Here is a 17,047-nt window from a genome sequence, read left to right as displayed (position 1 = left end):
CGGGCTAGGCGGCGATCATTCCGATGTCATCGGGGACTTCGCCGCGACCCAGCAGGCCGGTTTCGAAGTCCATGAAGATGTCCATCAACTCCTCGACGTTCACCGGAGCGGCCGAAGGGCCGAAACGGAAGCGCCAATAGCTGACGATGTGCTGGACGGCGCCCAGCTGGTCGCCGAGTTTGGAGAACATGGACGGGGCGTCCAGCAGGAAGTCGCGGAAGGCGATCGGGCGGCCTTCCTGGGTCAGTTTGGCGTAGGCGTCGTCATAGATGCGCAGGGTGCGGCTGACTTCGTCGCACGTCTTGATGATGCGACCGCGCAGCACATCGCGGCTTCGGGTGAGGTATTCCTTCGCGGCGTGGTCCACCTTGCCGACCGGCTTGATGGTGCGCACAGCCTCGGCGACCGCGGCGACCTCTCCCAGCAGGGCCGCGAGCGTCCATTTGTAATAGAGGAAGCCTTTCCAGCAGAAAACGCCCTCCTGATACTGCTCGGGAGCCAGACGCAAGGTCAGCCGCAGGGCGTCCAGCTGATCGCCCGGCGTGTTCGACAGGATCTTGGACGCCATCCGCCCGGCCGAATCCGAGTTTACCGCGATGGTGTCGCCGCCAAAGCTCAGCGTCACAAGCGGTTCGATTTCGTTACGCACGAAGGTCAGCATTCGCTGAAGATCGCTGTCGCTGATGGAGAAGTAGCAGGGCGCGGGATCCAACCCGCCACGTCGAAGCTGTTCTCGCAGAAGAAACGGATCCAGCGACGGAAGTTTGTCGATCAGTCGCAGGGTCTCGATGTCGGGATGGTTCGCGGGAACGCCGAACGCCTCCATCATGACGCGCTCGAAGCCGATCTGATTAACGAAGACGTATCGGCCGCCGGTCTTCAAATCCGCATCGTCGATCGGCATCACCACCTTGGTGGCCACCTGGCGTCGGCCGTTGAACAGGTCGGTTTCGTTTCGCCGCAGCCGATGTTTGATGATGAGGGCGCGGTTCAGAGCCGCCGTGCGGAAGATCGGGCGCGCGGCCCAATCGGGGTTGCGCACGGCGCCGTCGAAAGCGCTGTCGCCATTCTCTTCCCAGACGCGCAGCAGGTTCAGCACGCGAGCGGTGGAAGCCGAGCCCCTCAAAAGCTCCAGGTTGCGAACGGCGCGATCAGTCATGGCGCCAACCTAAGCCGCAATCGTCACCAAATGGCTTAGCTGGATCAGAAAAATATCCTTGGTTGATGAAGCCCGTTCAGTTGAGCCTCAAACCCGCTAGCAGAACGTTCGATGCGCTGCGCTGGCGCGTGACGGCGATCCGGGTCTAGAACGGCGGCATGCAGATTTTCGACATTCTGATCATCCTCGCGATCCTGGCCGTGACGATCACCTTGGGCTTCGGCCTCTATTCGCTGTTTCGGGGCGGGGACTATGCGCGCAGCCATTCCAACAAGCTGATGCGCCTGCGCGTCGGGCTTCAGGCGGTGGCCGTCATCCTGCTGGTCGTCGGCATGATGTGGAAGGCGACGCAGGGGGCCTGATCATGGTGACGCTGAACAAGATCTACACCCGCACGGGCGATGACGGTCGCACGCGGCTGGCGTCTGGCGCGCCTGTGTCCAAGAGCGATGCCCGGGTCGAGGCCTATGGCGCGGTGGATGAGCTGAACGCGGTGATCGGGGTCGCCCGGCTGAACAGCGGCCAGAACGACCGGATCGACGCCATGCTGGGCCGGATCCAGAATGAGCTGTTCGACCTGGGCGCCGATCTGGCCACGCCTCTGGACCCGCCGCCGGCCTGGGAGGCCTTGCGCATTGTCGACAGCCAGGTTGTGCGGCTGGAGCAGGAAATCGACTGGATGAACGAGAGCCTGAAAGCGCTCGACAGCTTCATCCTGCCGGGCGGGGCTCCACTGTCGGCCCATTTGCATGTCGCGCGCACCGTCTGCCGACGGGCCGAACGCGAGGCGGTGCGTCTGATCGAAAGTGGTGAGGCGGTGAATGTTGAGGCGGTCAAATATCTGAACCGCCTGTCCGACCATCTGTTCGTCGCCGCGCGACGGGCCAACGCCAACGGCGCCAGCGACATCAAATGGAAGCCCGGCGCGACCCGCTAGGCGAAACCGGTCAGGCGGCGGGACGCGCCGCCGCCAGTGCGGCTTTCTGACGCTCGGCCTCTGCGGCGCGGGCGCGGCCCTGGGCGGCGAGATCCTGTTCGATCCGAACCAGCTCGCGGTTCTTCTCGGCCGAAGCCTCGGCGCGCGACACGCCATTGGGGCGGCCGGTGATCTGGGCGATGGAGATAGGCTGTGCGCAGATGCGGCTTTCCATGTCGTACCATTTGCCCGCCGCCTCGCAGCGTTTGCCGGGCGCGACCCAGTAGTCCTGCAAGGCGAAAATCCCGACGACCGTGATGCCGAACAGGCCGAAGAAGATCATCGCCAGGCGGGGAAAGGTCAGGAAACGCTTCATCTCGTGGTCCGTTGGATAGGGATCGAAGCCGCAGCTTGACCCCACGTTACGTTGACAGGCCTTCGCGACCGCTCCATGTCCTGCCCACACATTCAGGCGATTTCACGGATAGACCCATGAAGGTACTCGTCCCCGTCAAACGGGTGATCGACTATAACGTCAAGGCCCGCGTCAAGGCGGATCAGTCGGGCGTCGATCTGGCCAACGTCAAGATGAGCATGAACCCCTTCGACGAGATCGCCGTCGAAGAGGCGGTTCGTCTGAAGGAAGGCAAGGAACACCATGCCGCCGGCACCGCGACGGAAATCGTCGTGGTCTCCATCGGGGTGACCCAGGCGCAGGAAACCATCCGCACGGCGCTGGCCATGGGCGCGGATCGGGGGCTGCTGATCCAGTCGGACACGGATCTTGAGCCGCTGGCGGTCGCCAAGCTGCTGAAGGCGGTGGTCGAGGAAGAAAAGCCCGACCTGGTCCTGATGGGCAAACAGTCGATCGACGGCGACAACAATGCAGTGGGCCAGATGCTGGCCGCCCTGCTGGACTGGCCCCAGGCGACCTTCGCCGGCAAGCTGGTGATCGATGCCGGCAAGGCCACGGTCACGCGCGAGGTCGATGGCGGCCTGCAGACGATCGCCGCCGAACTGCCGGCGGTGGTGACGGTGGATTTGCGGCTGAATACGCCGCGCTACGCCTCCCTGCCAAACATCATGAAGGCCAAGAAGAAGGAGATCGCCATGAAGGCGGTCGCCGACTACGGCGTCGATGTCGCCGACCGTCTGAAGGTCATCAAGGTCACCGAGCCGCCCAAACGGTCGGCCGGCGTCAAGGTGGCCGATGCGGCCGAACTGGTTTCCAAGCTCAAGTCTGCGGGAGCGCTGTAATATGGCTGTCCTCGTCATCGCCGATCACGACGGTTCGACCGTTCGCGACACCACCCACAAGACCGTGACCGCCGCGCTGGGCCTCTCGTCCGATGTGGATGTCCTGGTTCTGGGGCAGGGGGCGCAGGCCGCCGCCGATAGCGCCGCCAAGATCGCGGGCGTCCGCAAGGTGCTGCTGGCCGATAGCGCCGGTCTGGGCAAGATGCTGGCTGAGGCGGTCGAGGCGACCGTCCTGCCGCTGGCCGGGAGCTACGACGCCATCCTGACGCCGGCGACCACGGACGGGAAGAACTTCGCCCCGCGTCTGGCCGCCAAGCTGGACGTGGCGCCGATTTCGGACATCATCGAGGTGGTGTCGGCCGATACCTTCGTGCGCCCCATCTATGCCGGCAATGCGCTGGAAACGATCCAGTCGGCCGACGCCAAGAAGGTGATCACGGTGCGCCCGACCGCCTTCGCCGCCGCCGCCGAAGGCGGTTCGGCTGCGGTCGAGAGCGTCGCCGGCGCCGATGCGCCCAAGACGGTCTTCGTGTCCGAGGAAATGGTCAAGTCGGACCGGCCTGAGCTGGGCGCCGCCAAGATCATCGTTTCGGGCGGTCGCGCCCTGGGCTCGGCGGAAGAGTTCCATGCCGTGATGGAGCCGCTCGCCGACAAGCTGGGCGCCGCCATCGGCGCTTCGCGCGCGGCGGTCGACGCCGGCTATGCGCCCAACGACTATCAGGTCGGTCAGACCGGCAAGGTGGTCGCCCCGGCGCTCTACATCGCCATCGGCATCTCGGGCGCGATTCAGCACCTGGCCGGGATGAAGGATTCCAAGACCATTGTCGCCATCAACAAGGACGCGGACGCCCCGATCTTCCAGGTCGCGGACTATGGTCTGGTCGGCGACTACAAGACGGTGGTGCCGGAACTGATGGCCGCCTTGGGCTAGGCCCAGGTCGAATCGATCTGAAGAGGGCGCGGCGCCGATCGGAGCCGCGCCCTTTTTCTTGCCCGCAGAGGACCGTATGGCGAACTTGCCTGTACGGCTGCAGCCCGGCGCTGCGGCCGACCGCATCGATGGGTGGACGAGCGACGTCGAGGGTCGACCTGTGCTCAAGGTGCGCGTCCGCGCTCGCCCGATCGAGGGAGAGGCCAATGACGCCCTGATCCGACTGCTGGCCAAAAGTCTCGGCGTCCCGAAGTCGTTGGTCAGCCTGGGACGCGGCGGACAGTCGCGCTCGAAGATGCTCGTCGTGCAGGGCCTGGATGACGAAGAGCTGCGTTTGCGCCTCGCCGACGGTCTTTCTGGCGATTGAGGAGAGCCATCCGGCCGATTGGTGCGTTCTGCATCGGAACAGGAGACCAGCCCAATGACGATGGACGCCCGCATCCTCCACGCCCGCAGCGGCGTCACGCTCGAGCTGAAGGGCGATGTCTACGCGGTCTCAAGCTTGCGGTTGTCCGACCCGGCGACCTTCTCGGAAGAGGCGGACGCCCAGCGCGCCTTCGATGATGAGGTCGCGGCCTCTGAGCAGGATCCGGAACTGATGTCGCGTCTCGGCGGGGCCTGAAACGGCGAAACGCCCGGATTTGCAGGCCCCGAATAGGCTCGAGGACTGCGATTCCTGATCGACGATCATGAGTCTGCGAGAAACTTCCCCCGCATCATCAGAATCCGCTTGCTGACAAATCCACGTCTCCGTATAGAGCCGCCTCGCTCGGAAACGGGCCGGCCGGCGGGGCGGCGGGGATGAAAATCTCCAAGGTCCCACGAAAGAAAGAGTTGAAAAACTTCTTGCTTTCATCGGTTGGTTTAACTAGGTTCCGCGCTCCAATCGAATCGCCGACGGGTTTTTAGAGGTAAGCCTCGCTTTCCTCCGGTGGTTTCTTGCGGTCTGAAGGGTTCGCTCTTCTCTCCGAAAGATCTCTGAAAAGAGCGGTTGACACGGGGTTTGCGGTTCTCTAAATCGCCGCCTCCGCCGACGACACGGCGTTAAACGGTCGGGCCTCTCCGGAGGTTCCAGGTCTTTGACATTGTTGATTTGGAAAGAGAAACGCAGGCGGCGGTGTTCTTGCGATGACCCTAGAGGTCATCATACGACACTGACTATCTGCGGTCTTTTTTGAAAAGATACCATGCGTCGGTCTTCGGATCGATGACGTGGGAACTCGTCAATAAAATACGTAGAACTAATGCCAAGGACGACTTCGGTCGGTCCGATGCTTAGGTCAGAAGTCAACTCAACCTGAGAGTTTGATCCTGGCTCAGAGCGAACGCTGGCGGCAGGCCTAACACATGCAAGTCGAACGAACTCTTCGGAGTTAGTGGCGGACGGGTGAGTAACACGTGGGAACGTGCCTTTAGGTTCGGAATAACTCAGGGAAACTTGTGCTAATACCGAATGTGCCCTTCGGGGGAAAGATTTATCGCCTTTAGAGCGGCCCGCGTCTGATTAGCTAGTTGGTGAGGTAAAGGCTCACCAAGGCGACGATCAGTAGCTGGTCTGAGAGGATGATCAGCCACATTGGGACTGAGACACGGCCCAAACTCCTACGGGAGGCAGCAGTGGGGAATCTTGCGCAATGGGCGAAAGCCTGACGCAGCCATGCCGCGTGAATGATGAAGGTCTTAGGATTGTAAAATTCTTTCACCGGGGACGATAATGACGGTACCCGGAGAAGAAGCCCCGGCTAACTTCGTGCCAGCAGCCGCGGTAATACGAAGGGGGCTAGCGTTGCTCGGAATTACTGGGCGTAAAGGGAGCGTAGGCGGACATTTAAGTCAGGGGTGAAATCCCGGGGCTCAACCTCGGAATTGCCTTTGATACTGGGTGTCTTGAGTATGAGAGAGGTGTGTGGAACTCCGAGTGTAGAGGTGAAATTCGTAGATATTCGGAAGAACACCAGTGGCGAAGGCGACACACTGGCTCATTACTGACGCTGAGGCTCGAAAGCGTGGGGAGCAAACAGGATTAGATACCCTGGTAGTCCACGCCGTAAACGATGATTGCTAGTTGTCGGGATGCATGCATTTCGGTGACGCAGCTAACGCATTAAGCAATCCGCCTGGGGAGTACGGTCGCAAGATTAAAACTCAAAGGAATTGACGGGGGCCCGCACAAGCGGTGGAGCATGTGGTTTAATTCGAAGCAACGCGCAGAACCTTACCACCTTTTGACATGCCTGGACCGCCACGGAGACGTGGCTTTCCCTTCGGGGACTAGGACACAGGTGCTGCATGGCTGTCGTCAGCTCGTGTCGTGAGATGTTGGGTTAAGTCCCGCAACGAGCGCAACCCTCGCCATTAGTTGCCATCATTTAGTTGGGAACTCTAATGGGACTGCCGGTGCTAAGCCGGAGGAAGGTGGGGATGACGTCAAGTCCTCATGGCCCTTACAGGGTGGGCTACACACGTGCTACAATGGCGACTACAGAGGGTTAATCCTTAAAAGTCGTCTCAGTTCGGATTGTCCTCTGCAACTCGAGGGCATGAAGTTGGAATCGCTAGTAATCGCGGATCAGCATGCCGCGGTGAATACGTTCCCGGGCCTTGTACACACCGCCCGTCACACCATGGGAGTTGGTTCTACCCGAAGGCGCTGCGCTGACCGCAAGGAGGCAGGCGACCACGGTAGGGTCAGCGACTGGGGTGAAGTCGTAACAAGGTAGCCGTAGGGGAACCTGCGGCTGGATCACCTCCTTTCTAAGGATGCTTCTCCAGGCCGTCTCTCACGAGACTGTCTATTGAGGCTCCAATAAACGGCGGAACGCCGCCGTCTCCGTTTCTCTTTCCACTTTCGTCATCGACGCCTCGACCATACGGGTCGTTGAGTTGGTGACGCGATCGCGAGCCTGGGTGTCTATGACCCGGCTGTCGCTGCCATAGGCCCGTAGCTCAGGTGGTTAGAGCGTACGCCTGATAAGCGTAAGGTCGGCAGTTCGAGTCTGCCCGGGCCTACCAGGACTTCTGGTTCGCTGGGGGTTCTCAGCCTCAAGACGGCATCGCCGACAGCTCTCCTGGGCTTCGCACCGTTCCTCGGAATGGGGCCATAGCTCAGTTGGTAGAGCGCCTGCTTTGCAAGCAGGATGTCGTCGGTTCGACTCCGTCTGGCTCCACCAGGATCTTGTGATTGCATCAAGAATTGCTCGTCGGCGCTCGTCGGCTGGCATTGATATCGTAAAGGAAGAACGTGACCGGCTCCCCTGAGCTTTGAGGTCCTGTTCGAGAAGAAGACATTGTCTGACAAAAATCAGGCTTGGTCCCCCGGCATCTTTCCAGTCGGGCGGAATAAACCAAGCATGAGTTTTGCTGAGAAACGATCAAACGTTGAAGGGCTTCTGACGGATGCCTTGGCGTAGAGAGGCGATGAAGGACGTGGCAAGCTGCGATAAGAACCGGGGAGGCGCTAGCACCCTTTGATCCGGTTATTTCCGAATGGGGAAACCCACCTTTACAGTCTTCCAACTCTGCTCTTCGGGGCAGCGATTGGCGGATTGTTGAAAGGTATAATGAGCTGAATACATAGGCTTCATTAAGCGAACCCGGGGAACTGAAACATCTCAGTACCCGGAGGAAAGGACATCAACCGAGACTCCCGTAGTAGTGGCGAGCGAACCGGGACCAGGCCAGTGCTCTTGTGAAATAAAGACGAACGATCTGGAAAGGTCGGCCATAGTGGGTGAAAGCCCCGTAGTCATCAAACAGCAAGAGACTCGAGTAGGGCGGGACACGTGAAATCCTGTCTGAACATGGGGGGACCACCCTCCAAGCCTAAGTACTCCTCTACGACCGATAGTGAACAAGTACCGTGAGGGAAAGGTGAAAAGCACCCCGACAAGGGGAGTGAAACAGATCCTGAAATCGGAAGCCTACAAGCAGTCGGAGCCGCCAAGCGCGGTGACGGCGTACCTTTTGTATAATGGGTCAGCGACTTCATGTGTCGAGCAAGCTTAAGCCGTTAGGTGTAGGCGCAGCGAAAGCGAGTCTGAATAGGGCGCTAAGTTCGACGTATGACGACCCGAAACCAGGTGATCTATCCATGAGCAGGTTGAAGGTTGGGTAACACCAACTGGAGGACCGAACCCGTGAATGTTGAAAAATTCTGGGATGACTTGTGGATAGGGGTGAAAGGCCAATCAAACCTGGACATAGCTGGTTCTCCGCGAAATCTATTTAGGTAGAGCGTCCGACGAATTCCTTGGGGGGTAGAGCACTGGATGGTTGCGGGCTGCGCGAGCGGTACCAATACTAACCAAACTCCGAATACCCAAGAGAACTATCGGGCAGACACACGGCGGGTGCTAACGTCCGTCGTGAAAAGGGAAACAACCCTAACCATCATCTAAGGCCCCCAAGTCACGGCTAAGTGGGAAACGATGTGGGATTGCTTTGACAATCAGGAGGTTGGCTTAGAAGCAGCCATCCTTTAAAGAAAGCGTAACAGCTCACTGATCAAGCGATCCTGCGCGGAAAATGTAACGGGGCTCAAGCCGTGCGCCGAAGATATGGGTTTGCAGTTTACTGCAAGCGGTAGCGGAGCGTTCCGTAGGCCGGTGAAGGTCAGGCGTGAGCCTGGCTGGAGGTATCGGAAGTGAGAATGCTGACATGAGTAACGATAAGAGTGTGAGAGACACTCTCGCCGAAAGACCAAGGGTTCCTGCGTAAAGCTAATCTGCGCAGGGTTAGTCGGCCCCTAAGGCGAGGCTGAAAAGCGTAGTCGATGGGAAGCAGGTAAATATTCCTGCACCAGCTGGAAGTGACGGATGGCTTAACTCGTACCCACTTATTGGATTGTGTGTGCGGGGGCGTTGTCCCAGGAAATAACTCCAGCAGAGACCGTACCCGAAACCGACACAGGTGGTCAGGTAGAGCATACCAAGGCGTTTGAGAGAACTATGCTGAAGGAACTCGGCAAATTGCACGCGTAACTTCGGAATAAGCGTGACTCACCTTGCGCAAGCAGGACTGAGTGGCACAAGCCAGGGGGTAGCGACTGTTTAGCAAAAACACAGGGCTCTGCGAAGCAGCAATGCGACGTATAGGGTCTGACGCCTGCCCGGTGCCTGAAGGTTAAAGGGAGATGTGAAAGCGTCGAACTGAAGCCCAGGTAAACGGCGGCCGTAACTATAACGGTCCTAAGGTAGCGAAATTCCTTGTCGGGTAAGTTCCGACCTGCACGAATGGCGTAACGACTTCCCCACTGTCTCCAGCATAGGCTCAGTGAAATTGAATTCCCCGTGAAGATGCGGGGTTCCCGCGGTCAGACGGAAAGACCCTATGAACCTTTACTATAGCTTCGCCTTGGCGTTAGCGACCGTATGTGTAGGATAGGTGGGAGACTATGAAACCGGGGCGCCAGCTCTGGTGGAGTCGTCCTTGAAATACCACCCTTACTGTCGTTGACGTCTAACCGAGGGCCGTTATCCGGTCCCGGGACATGGCGTGGTGGGTAGTTTGACTGGGGCGGTCGCCTCCTAAAGTGTAACGGAGGCGCGCGATGGTGGGCTCAGACCGGTCGGAAATCGGTCGTCGAGTGCAATGGCATAAGCCCGCCTGACTGCGAGACTGACAAGTCGAGCAGAGACGAAAGTCGGCCATAGTGATCCGGTGGTCCCGAGTGGAAGGGCCATCGCTCAACGGATAAAAGGTACTCTAGGGATAACAGGCTGATTTTGCCCAAGAGTCCATATCGACGGCAAAGTTTGGCACCTCGATGTCGGCTCATCACATCCTGGGGCTGGAGCAGGTCCCAAGGGTATGGCTGTTCGCCATTTAAAGTGGTACGTGAGCTGGGTTCAGAACGTCGTGAGACAGTTTGGTCCCTATCTGCCGTGGGTGTTCGAAGCTTGAGAGGATCTGTCCCTAGTACGAGAGGACCGGGATGGACATACCTCTGGTGTACCTGTCATGGCGCCAGCTGTGCAGCAGGGTAGCTAAGTATGGAATAGATAACCGCTGAAAGCATCTAAGCGGGAAACTAACCTCAAAACAAGGCTTCGCTGAGGATCGTGGAAGACTACCACGTTGATAGGCCAGGTGTGGAAGTGGGGCGACCCATGAAGCTTACTGGTACTAATAATCCGATCGGTTTGATCGTTTCTCAGCAAAACTCATTCGATGATCGTTCAGACCAGAACGATCTCAGACAATGTCTTCTCATCATCCGCTGTCCCCCTGGTTGACCTGGTGGCTATGTCGGAGGTTCCCCACCCGATCCCATTCCGAACTCGGTCGTTAAGCCCTCCAGAGCCAATGGTACTTCGTCTCAAGGCGCGGGAGAGTAGGTCGCCGCCGGGTCTACCAGGCGGACAGCCGATGATGAACAAACACCGCTATCGCGGTCCTTCTCGAACCGTTCTTCCTTCTCGATACACTACCGTTTGCCGCGGGATGGAGCAGCCCGGTAGCTCGTCAGGCTCATAACCTGAAGGTCGTAGGTTCAAATCCTACTCCCGCACCCAGAATAACAAAAAGCCCCACCGCCAAAAGCCGTGGGGCTTTCTGCTGCCGTGCGGTCAGAGGCCGAGACGCGGCCAAACTGCCGTGGACCTGAAGACCGAACCTGCCCAAGCATTCCAACAGATAGAAATCCATGCGGCAGCGTCACGTCACCGAGGTTACGAACACCCGTTTGATGGAATACATCGCCTCGCTGGCGTCGCCGGGTTCGACGTAAAGGTGCGCCTCGATGCCATCAGTTTTTTGGGCCAGACCTGGCACTCCGTCGAGCTGGCGAAGGCTGGTGAACAGACCGCGTTCCTCACGATAGCGGACAATCTCAAAGCCATGGCCACGCAAAAGTTCGACGCCATCGAGCTCGCCCGCAGTGGCGGTGTTCAAGTCAATCATCTCTTCCGGCCCCTAGTACAGCCTCCCCGCCGGTGGCCGCGGGGTTGCGCGGGCTGGCGACTTCGCGGGCTGGTGAAAAGTTCAGGCGCTTGGGGCGGACGTACAGCCAGCCACGTCCTGAAACAGGTCGGAAGGCCGTGAGCCCCTAGATCCCGCCGCTTCGCATGACGACGACCGCGATCAGAGTCAGGAACACGACGGCTGCGGCCGCTATGGCGAGAGCCGTGATGCGAAAGGCGCCGCGTGTCGGCTTGTCGGGCCGGTCTTCGTAGCCAATCGGGACTTTGCGGGGTTCTTTGTCGGTCATGGGCGATCAACGCACGGAGGCGGTTCGCGTTCGCCGACGCGTGTGAGCCTTCGGCGCAACCAAGGCTGCGCCGAAGGCTCTCGATGTTCGTCAGAAGCGGTAGGCGACGCCGACCCGAAGGTTGCGCCCCGGCAGAGGGGCGATGTCCTTGAGGAAGGACACGTGTTCGCGGGCTTCCTCGTCCGTCAGGTTGCGCGCCTCGGCGAACAGGGTGACGTTCTGCTGGGCGAAGGGGCGGACCGCGACCGAAGCGTTGACCAAGGTGTAGTCGTCGGTCGGCAGTTCGAATTCGTTGGCGACCCGGTCCTGTTCGCCAACGTGGCGAACCTCGGCGCTGGCGTCGAACCTGGTCGATGTCCAGGCCAGACGTCCGGTGACGGAGTAGGGCGGGATCCGCGCGGCAGGCCCGAAGTCCGTCTGGGCGTGGACATAGTCGGCCGCGCCTTCCAGCGACAGTTTGCGATCGCCGTCCTGCCAAAGCGCATAGGCGCCTTCCAGCTCGAAGCCATAGAACTTCGCGTCGGTCTGGACGAACCGATAGATGGGGAAGAACTCGTCCTCTTCCTCGAAATAGAACTGGTCGCCCGTCGGCCGTTCGTCGATGAAGCCGTTATACCAGGAGTGATAGACGTGCAGATCGCCGGTGAATCGGCCGCGGTCATAGTGTGCGGTCCCCTCCAGCGTCGTCACCTTCTCGGAGTTCAGCGTGAGGTCGCCGGTCTCGTAGGCGGCGGTGGCGATGTGGACGCCGTCGGCGAACAACTCGACCTCGCTGGGCGCGCGTTCATTGTGGGCCAGGCTGAGGCCCAGGAACAGGCCGGCGGCCGGGCGGATGAAGGCGGCGGCGGACGCCGACCAGTTGTCGAACTCACGCGTGACTTCGCTTGCGCCCCCGATGGGCGTACCGCTGAGTTCGCGCCGGTCATAGCGCAGGCCGCCCTCGAAACCATGGTTGCCGAGGTCCAGCCGCTGCACCGTATACAGGCCCAGTTCGTCGATCTTGACGCTGGGCACGAAGGCCTCCTCGCCGATCGCTTGGAAGTTACGCGACAGGGCCTGGACGCCCACTGCGCCGTTCCAGCCGTTGCGTTCGCGCTGGACGAGGTCCGCACGGCCTTCCCAACCATCGGAGTTGAAGATGGTGCCCGGCTCGCCCACGGCCTCGAACTCGGTGTGAGTATAGTCGGCATGGCCATAGGAGCCGCGCAGGGCCGAGAAGGGGCCGCTGTCGAAACGGTATTCGCCGCGCGCGTCCCACCGCTTCTGGTTCAGCTTGATGAAGACCGATTCCTCGGCGACCGTGCCGTATTCGCTGTCGGTGTTCTTGTAGGAAACGCCGGCGAAGCCCTTGTCGCCGATGTAGGAACCGCCGACGCCCCAGGCTTCCAGGTCCGTATAGCTGTTGGGCTGGGTTCCGGTGTCCTCGCGCGCAAGGCCTTCGGCGGCGGCGCGCCTGGCGGAAATGGCCGGAGCCGGGATGTCATAGTCGTCGGTCTTGCGCTTCACCCCATCGACATTGAAGGCGAAGTTTCCACTGCCGACGGTCACGCGTCCGAAGGCGCTGCGGCCGTCATCGACGCTGGAAGCCTGCGTGGAGACCACGCCGGACACGCCGCCCTCGGGGATCTCGGTGGGAATGCGATCGTCCAGAACATTGACCACGCCGCCGATGGCCGAGCCGCCATAGACCAGCGTCGCGGGCCCGCGGATGATCTCGATACGATTGGCCTCGGCCGGATCGGTGGCCACGGCGTGGTCGGGCGAGACAGAGCTCGCGTCGATCAGGCCGATACCGTTGGTCAGCACTTGGACGCGCGGCCCGCTAAGGCCGCGAATGACGGGTCGGCTGAGCTCCGCTCGCCCAAAAGTCTCGAACGCTGGAAGCGGGCGCTGACCGTCCATGCGGCCGCCCTGCGAGACATCCGGGTCGATGGCGTGACGACCGAGGACGTGTTGGCGGTTCTAAAGCCGATCTGGTCGGTGAAGGCCGAAACGGCGAAAATGGCCCGAGGCTACATCGAACAGGTGCTGAACGCCGCCAAGGCTCAGGGCTGGCGGACCGGGGAGAACCCGGCGCGATGGACGGGCCACATGGATCAACTGCTGCCGAAGGTTCCGCAGCGCCTTTCGTGATTGGGCGGGCGACCAGACCGATTATCCTCGTGAACTCGCCGAGCAGGCATTGGCCCACAGCATCGGCGATCAGGCCGAGCAGGCCTATCGGCGCGGCGACGCTCTGGAACGCCGCCGCGCCATGATGGAGGATTGGGCGAAGCATTGCGTCCGAGGCCGCGCCTCGGACGATCAACGGCCCGAGGCGCTCGAACCATCGGCTATGTAGCGGCCATAACGCATCGGCTCGGGGCCAGCAGGTCGTTGTCATCTGGCCCGACGGCGTTCACTGCGTTCGCCGCTACTTCCGGCATGGCTGCTGGCGATTGCGGCAGTTCTGACGATCTCGGCTCGTCACCGCCCAACAGTCTCGCTTTCTCCAGAGCGAACTCGGCGTCTGTCAGCACCCCATCTTGATGCAGCCGAGCCAGACGTTCGAGGCTGTCGATCCGACCGTTCATTGGGCGTACTCCAACGTCAACGGGACGCCTTGCGGAACTCGTCCGTTGTAGTGCGACAATCCCATCTCATGCGGGTGCCAGAGTTGCCGCTTAAGGGCGTCAGGGCTCTCTTCCATTCCATCCACGTCGACTAGGATCGGCTCGTAATAGCCTTTGCAGTAGGCCTCGGTTTTCGCTGGCGAAGTCGTGGGCGCAAATAGGACTGACACCTGCTTGACGTCCCCGTTGAGAGGGTTGGTCGTGTCGCTGCGAAAGATGACCTTCCTATCCGCTAACGGCTCCCAGGAGATCGCCGAGGTCGCACCGATCATCGGCTTGACCCACTCCGGCGCATAAAGAACACCGTTGCCTAACGCTGTCGAAACGCACGCTTCAGCAATCTCTGCCGGAGGGTCTTTCGATGCTCCGTCTGCGCATCCAGACAGCGGCGTCAGCAGGCACAAAGCCGCGCCTAACATAAGTCTTCTCATGTCCCCTCCGACGACGAATAACAATTATAGTTGTTACCGCGACCTGGCCGATAACGCCACGCTCGGCGAATGGATATTCGCGCGCTGGTGGGCCGAAACGTCCGCCGCGCGCGGATTTTAAAGGGCCTGACTCAAGAGGAGTTGGCCGAACGCGCCGAGACCAGCCAGTTCTATGTGTCTTCGCTTGAGGCGGGCCGTAGGAACCCGACCGTCGAGATGGTGGTGACGTTGGCGGTGGCTCTGAGCATGGACTACCTCGACCTGCTCCGGCCTGACGGTGAGTCCATATCGACGGGCGACGATTGAAGCAGTCCCTCCGCCAAGGCGGCCAGCGCCCTGGCGTACGGCGGCAAGGGCGAAAATGATCGCGGACCACGCATCGCACCCAAGAGCATCCCGGCCAAAACAAAGGCGGGTGGTTCGGCATGGATCGCCTTCATGGCGCGAGCAGCGGCCGGCCAGCGAGACTCCCGTAGGCTTATGGCGCGAGCCTGAGCGAGAGCCGAGGCCAGACTACCCCGACACTCCTTGGGCACCGGCTCCGTGCTGAGTTGGATGTTGACGGTGTCGTGGGGCTCTGTCGGCCTGTCAGGCGTTGCGGCGTGGTCCGCTCACAAGGCCTTTATGGAACTGATGCGGAAATGGCGTCGGGAACGTGATCTGCCGGAAGCCTGGGTTTGGGTTCGTGAGAATGGTCGTAAGTTGGGCGATCACAGCCACGTCCTCATGAGCCTGGAGCGATGGCATGAGGCCGATTGCCTCGCATGGGCTATGCGCGCGGTCAAAACCGTGACGGGCATCGCGCCCCTGACGAAGGCCGAAGGGCAGCCGATCCAAACGGTGCACCTGTCCCGAGGCAACGTCCGCCGCCACTCCGATGTTCAAGCCCAGTGGCAGTTGTTCCAGTATGTCTCGAAGGGGCTGAATCCCGACGAGCCGACACCGATATGGGATCGCACCAAGGGCAACATCCTTGCTACCAATTTGATCAATCGGCCTTGCGAACAGGCTGGATTGGTTCTGGGCCAGCGGTCGGGATCGTCGCGGGCGTTGAGTGCGCGGCGTGGGGCCGAAGTTGCCCGTCATCCCGACTGGCCCATCACGCTCACGGCTGACGGAAGGCCTTTTTATGATGATCGCTATCTGGCCGCTGGTCGGGTGGAACGGGACTTGGCGGCGTTGAAAGTTCGATGGTGAGACGCTGTCCCCGGATAGCAAAACGGAGGCTTGGCCCCTAAAACCGGAGGCGCCATGAGGTCAGGCCATTGATTGCCAAAGGACAATCAGGACCGAAAATACCTAGGCGATACGGGCCGGACGACCATTCCATTTGAATGGTTCTTCCGGCGCAAATCAGGGAGATCAGAAAGCAGGGAATGCTGATGCAGTGGGAGTAGCTGATCAGCCGCAGTTTAGTCCGTGTGCAGATGAAGAGCAGGGGCAGACCAGACGGGAATAACCGATCCGCCTCCGCGAAAATCGCACATGGTCAAGCGGTTCACAATTCGAGTGTGCGGTCAGTGGTCGAGCGAATGGCGTCTTGCGGCATCGACTCCATCCCAAGCGGGAGCGTCTGTTCGCCGAGAATGTCGCACATGGCCTGTTCGAGTGCGGCAAGGCCTTTGACCTTCACGCTGGGCGTATCATCCGGTCGCACGGTGCCGGTGCTGGGATAATAGCTCAGGCTTCGCCATTTCAGTTGATGGGCGGAAACCCGATAGGGGCGATAACCGTGGCGAATGAACCAGTCGATGGCCTCGGACATCTCCGGGCTGTCATAGGTTGTGCGAACCGGCCCGTGTTTGCTGGCGCGTTTCACGACAAAACGTCCTTGGCGGCCGCCTTGTCCAGCAGCCGATCCAGCCACCGCTCCGCCTCGGCGGTCGGTATGAGGCGGCGGCGGCCGAGCGTCACCGTCTGAAGACGGCCCGCCTCGATTTCCTCGTAAACCTTCGTGCGCCCGATCCCGGCCCAGGCGCAGAACGCCTGAACCGACATGAGGGCGGGCTGGGTGGTGTGCATCTCGACGCTCCTAGTGCGATGGGGCGGCGATATGGAATCTCAGCTCGAGGCTGGTCAGTGCCCAGCGCAGAAGCCTAAAAGATCACACCTGTCGATCGGTGCAGCTCCGCTTGGATGCGGGCAAGTATGAGTTAGCGCGTGGTCAGACTGCTTCTGACTCGTTGCGGCGATTCAGAGTGTCTGCTTTCGAAGGAGAGCGCAGGAGGGTGCGGCGGCCTCCGAAGCCTAGCTCCTTCGTCGATGTGGATCGGGGGCTGCCACCTCTTCCGGATGGGCTGCACGTCACGCATCGCGGCATCCATTTATTGCCGTCTTCAATCAGCGCCTGGCCACAATCCCTTGCTGCGCAAAATGAACTCGCCAAATCACAGACTGACGGTGTTGATTGCGTTCTCTTCGGTGCTGGGAGGGGGCTCACATCGGCATCCAAGCGAGCCTGAGCGTCCCGTGCATGAGGCCGGGGTAGCTGACCAAGTGAAATACCGCAGTTTGGGTTGATCTCGGACAGATCG

Annotated in this window: 18 protein-coding genes, 3 tRNA genes and 3 rRNA genes; 16 read left to right on the top strand and 8 right to left on the bottom strand. The window is 60.6% G+C overall.

All coding sequences use genetic code 11. The annotated features are described in order from the left end of the window. Positions 1–4: 4 nt before the first annotated feature. Positions 5–1,159 carry a hypothetical protein gene (locus tag O2K97_RS01690; RefSeq protein WP_205682015.1) on the bottom strand — a complete coding sequence of 385 codons (1,155 nt, stop codon included), beginning with the start codon at positions 1,157–1,159 and terminating at the stop codon, positions 5–7. A 158-nt stretch (positions 1,160–1,317) separates the two neighbouring features. On the opposite strand from O2K97_RS01690, the gene O2K97_RS01685 reads away from it, so the two are divergent. After that, complete coding sequence (locus tag O2K97_RS01685; protein WP_055755048.1) at positions 1,318–1,521, top strand: twin transmembrane helix small protein; 204 nt, start codon at positions 1,318–1,320, stop codon at positions 1,519–1,521. Between the two features lie 2 nt (positions 1,522–1,523). Then, positions 1,524–2,096 carry a cob(I)yrinic acid a,c-diamide adenosyltransferase gene (locus O2K97_RS01680; RefSeq protein ID WP_269220194.1) on the top strand — a complete coding sequence of 191 codons (573 nt, stop codon included), beginning with the start codon at positions 1,524–1,526 and terminating at the stop codon, positions 2,094–2,096. A 10-nt stretch (positions 2,097–2,106) separates the two neighbouring features. On the opposite strand, the gene O2K97_RS01675 is transcribed toward O2K97_RS01680, so the two are convergent. Beyond that, on the bottom strand, positions 2,107–2,451 hold the full coding sequence (locus tag O2K97_RS01675; RefSeq protein ID WP_017505432.1) for a hypothetical protein: 345 nt from the start codon (positions 2,449–2,451) through the stop codon (positions 2,107–2,109). 116 nt (positions 2,452–2,567) lie between these two features. On the opposite strand from O2K97_RS01675, the gene O2K97_RS01670 reads away from it, so the two are divergent. The 10 genes from O2K97_RS01670 (at position 2,568) to O2K97_RS01625 (ending at position 10,775) form a co-directional block, all read left to right on the top strand. Then, positions 2,568–3,332 carry an electron transfer flavoprotein subunit beta/FixA family protein gene (locus O2K97_RS01670; protein WP_017505433.1) on the top strand — a complete coding sequence of 255 codons (765 nt, stop codon included), beginning with the start codon at positions 2,568–2,570 and terminating at the stop codon, positions 3,330–3,332. 1 nt (position 3,333) lies between these two features. Next, positions 3,334–4,263 carry an electron transfer flavoprotein subunit alpha/FixB family protein gene (locus O2K97_RS01665; protein WP_269220193.1) on the top strand — a complete coding sequence of 310 codons (930 nt, stop codon included), beginning with the start codon at positions 3,334–3,336 and terminating at the stop codon, positions 4,261–4,263. A 76-nt stretch (positions 4,264–4,339) separates the two neighbouring features. Beyond that, positions 4,340–4,630 carry a DUF167 domain-containing protein gene (locus O2K97_RS01660; RefSeq protein WP_269220192.1) on the top strand — a complete coding sequence of 97 codons (291 nt, stop codon included), beginning with the start codon at positions 4,340–4,342 and terminating at the stop codon, positions 4,628–4,630. Positions 4,631–4,684: 54 nt separating this feature from the next. Continuing rightward, complete coding sequence (locus tag O2K97_RS01655) at positions 4,685–4,885, top strand: hypothetical protein (RefSeq protein WP_017505436.1); 201 nt, start codon at positions 4,685–4,687, stop codon at positions 4,883–4,885. A gap of 671 nt (positions 4,886–5,556) precedes the next feature. Beyond that, positions 5,557–7,017, top strand: a 16S ribosomal RNA gene (locus O2K97_RS01650). A gap of 181 nt (positions 7,018–7,198) precedes the next feature. Then, positions 7,199–7,275: transfer RNA gene (locus tag O2K97_RS01645), tRNA-Ile, on the top strand. Positions 7,276–7,357: 82 nt separating this feature from the next. Further along, a tRNA-Ala gene (locus O2K97_RS01640) sits at positions 7,358–7,433 on the top strand. Between the two features lie 199 nt (positions 7,434–7,632). Beyond that, positions 7,633–10,411, top strand: a 23S ribosomal RNA gene (locus O2K97_RS01635). A gap of 85 nt (positions 10,412–10,496) precedes the next feature. After that, positions 10,497–10,611 (top strand): 5S ribosomal RNA (gene rrf, locus O2K97_RS01630). Together the 16S, 23S and 5S rRNA genes with 3 tRNA genes alongside form the textbook arrangement of a ribosomal RNA operon. 87 nt (positions 10,612–10,698) lie before the next feature. Then, positions 10,699–10,775, top strand: a tRNA-Met gene (locus O2K97_RS01625). Positions 10,776–10,917: 142 nt separating this feature from the next. On the opposite strand, the gene O2K97_RS01620 is transcribed toward O2K97_RS01625, so the two are convergent. From O2K97_RS01620 to O2K97_RS01610, 3 genes are all read right to left on the bottom strand, one after another. Beyond that, entirely contained in the window at positions 10,918–11,154 is a 237-nt protein-coding gene (locus O2K97_RS01620) for a helix-hairpin-helix domain-containing protein (protein WP_269220191.1), read from the bottom strand. Positions 11,155–11,308: 154 nt separating this feature from the next. Further along, positions 11,309–11,470 (bottom strand): hypothetical protein, encoded by a 162-nt coding sequence (locus O2K97_RS01615; RefSeq protein ID WP_153923917.1) that lies wholly within the window; start codon positions 11,468–11,470, stop codon positions 11,309–11,311. Between the two features lie 90 nt (positions 11,471–11,560). Continuing rightward, positions 11,561–13,276 (bottom strand): TonB-dependent receptor, encoded by a 1,716-nt coding sequence (locus tag O2K97_RS01610; RefSeq protein WP_269220190.1) that lies wholly within the window; start codon positions 13,274–13,276, stop codon positions 11,561–11,563. Here O2K97_RS01610 and O2K97_RS01605 point away from each other — a divergent pair, their 5' ends adjacent. Both O2K97_RS01605 and O2K97_RS01600 read left to right on the top strand, forming a co-directional pair. Beyond that, entirely contained in the window at positions 13,277–13,603 is a 327-nt protein-coding gene (locus O2K97_RS01605) for a phage integrase central domain-containing protein (RefSeq protein WP_269220189.1), read from the top strand. It abuts the gene before it with no gap. A 49-nt stretch (positions 13,604–13,652) separates the two neighbouring features. Continuing rightward, positions 13,653–13,811: a hypothetical protein gene (locus O2K97_RS01600; protein WP_269220188.1), complete on the top strand. Its 159-nt coding sequence runs from the start codon at positions 13,653–13,655 to the stop codon at positions 13,809–13,811. Here the strand turns inward: O2K97_RS01600 and O2K97_RS15680 are convergent. Then, a complete protein-coding gene (locus O2K97_RS15680; RefSeq protein ID WP_419466073.1) occupies positions 13,804–14,043 on the bottom strand; it encodes an SHOCT domain-containing protein in 240 nt (79 codons plus the stop codon). The two genes, O2K97_RS01600 and O2K97_RS15680, sit on opposite strands and share 8 nt — an antisense overlap. Before the next feature lie 539 nt (positions 14,044–14,582). On the opposite strand from O2K97_RS15680, the gene O2K97_RS01595 reads away from it, so the two are divergent. After that, positions 14,583–14,819: a helix-turn-helix domain-containing protein gene (locus O2K97_RS01595; protein WP_269220187.1), complete on the top strand. Its 237-nt coding sequence runs from the start codon at positions 14,583–14,585 to the stop codon at positions 14,817–14,819. Positions 14,820–15,041: 222 nt separating this feature from the next. Continuing rightward, positions 15,042–15,710 (top strand): hypothetical protein, encoded by a 669-nt coding sequence (locus O2K97_RS01590; RefSeq protein ID WP_269220186.1) that lies wholly within the window; start codon positions 15,042–15,044, stop codon positions 15,708–15,710. Positions 15,711–16,011: 301 nt separating this feature from the next. Here the strand turns inward: O2K97_RS01590 and O2K97_RS01585 are convergent, their stop codons facing one another. Beyond that, positions 16,012–16,332, bottom strand: a complete 321-nt coding sequence (locus O2K97_RS01585) for a hypothetical protein (protein WP_269220185.1) — start codon at positions 16,330–16,332, stop codon at positions 16,012–16,014. Next, entirely contained in the window at positions 16,329–16,535 is a 207-nt protein-coding gene (locus O2K97_RS01580; protein WP_269220184.1) for a helix-turn-helix domain-containing protein, read from the bottom strand. The genes O2K97_RS01585 and O2K97_RS01580 overlap by 4 nt, the downstream gene beginning before the upstream one ends. Positions 16,536–17,047 lie beyond the last annotated feature (512 nt).

The sequence above is a fragment of the Brevundimonas vesicularis genome, from assembly GCF_027105095.1.
Lineage (GTDB): Bacteria > Pseudomonadota > Alphaproteobacteria > Caulobacterales > Caulobacteraceae > Brevundimonas > Brevundimonas vesicularis_E.
This window is presented reverse-complemented; position numbering and strand designations above follow the sequence as displayed.

Excerpts from the sequence above, each read along its gene's own strand:
- O2K97_RS01690 (WP_205682015.1), bottom strand. The coding sequence starts at position 1,159 with ATGACTGATCGCGCCGTTCGCAACCTGGAGCTTTTGAGGGGCTCGGCT.
- O2K97_RS01685 (WP_055755048.1), top strand. The coding sequence starts at position 1,318 with ATGCAGATTTTCGACATTCTGATCATCCTCGCGATCCTGGCCGTGACG.
- O2K97_RS01680 (WP_269220194.1), top strand. The coding sequence starts at position 1,524 with ATGGTGACGCTGAACAAGATCTACACCCGCACGGGCGATGACGGTCGC.
- O2K97_RS01675 (WP_017505432.1), bottom strand. The coding sequence starts at position 2,451 with ATGAAGCGTTTCCTGACCTTTCCCCGCCTGGCGATGATCTTCTTCGGC.
- O2K97_RS01670 (WP_017505433.1), top strand. The coding sequence starts at position 2,568 with ATGAAGGTACTCGTCCCCGTCAAACGGGTGATCGACTATAACGTCAAG.
- O2K97_RS01665 (WP_269220193.1), top strand. The coding sequence starts at position 3,334 with ATGGCTGTCCTCGTCATCGCCGATCACGACGGTTCGACCGTTCGCGAC.
- O2K97_RS01660 (WP_269220192.1), top strand. The coding sequence starts at position 4,340 with ATGGCGAACTTGCCTGTACGGCTGCAGCCCGGCGCTGCGGCCGACCGC.
- O2K97_RS01655 (WP_017505436.1), top strand. The coding sequence starts at position 4,685 with ATGACGATGGACGCCCGCATCCTCCACGCCCGCAGCGGCGTCACGCTC.
- O2K97_RS01615 (WP_153923917.1), bottom strand. The coding sequence starts at position 11,470 with ATGACCGACAAAGAACCCCGCAAAGTCCCGATTGGCTACGAAGACCGG.
- O2K97_RS15680 (WP_419466073.1), bottom strand. The coding sequence starts at position 14,043 with ATGAACGGTCGGATCGACAGCCTCGAACGTCTGGCTCGGCTGCATCAA.
- O2K97_RS01595 (WP_269220187.1), top strand. The coding sequence starts at position 14,583 with ATGGATATTCGCGCGCTGGTGGGCCGAAACGTCCGCCGCGCGCGGATT.
- O2K97_RS01580 (WP_269220184.1), bottom strand. The coding sequence starts at position 16,535 with ATGCACACCACCCAGCCCGCCCTCATGTCGGTTCAGGCGTTCTGCGCC.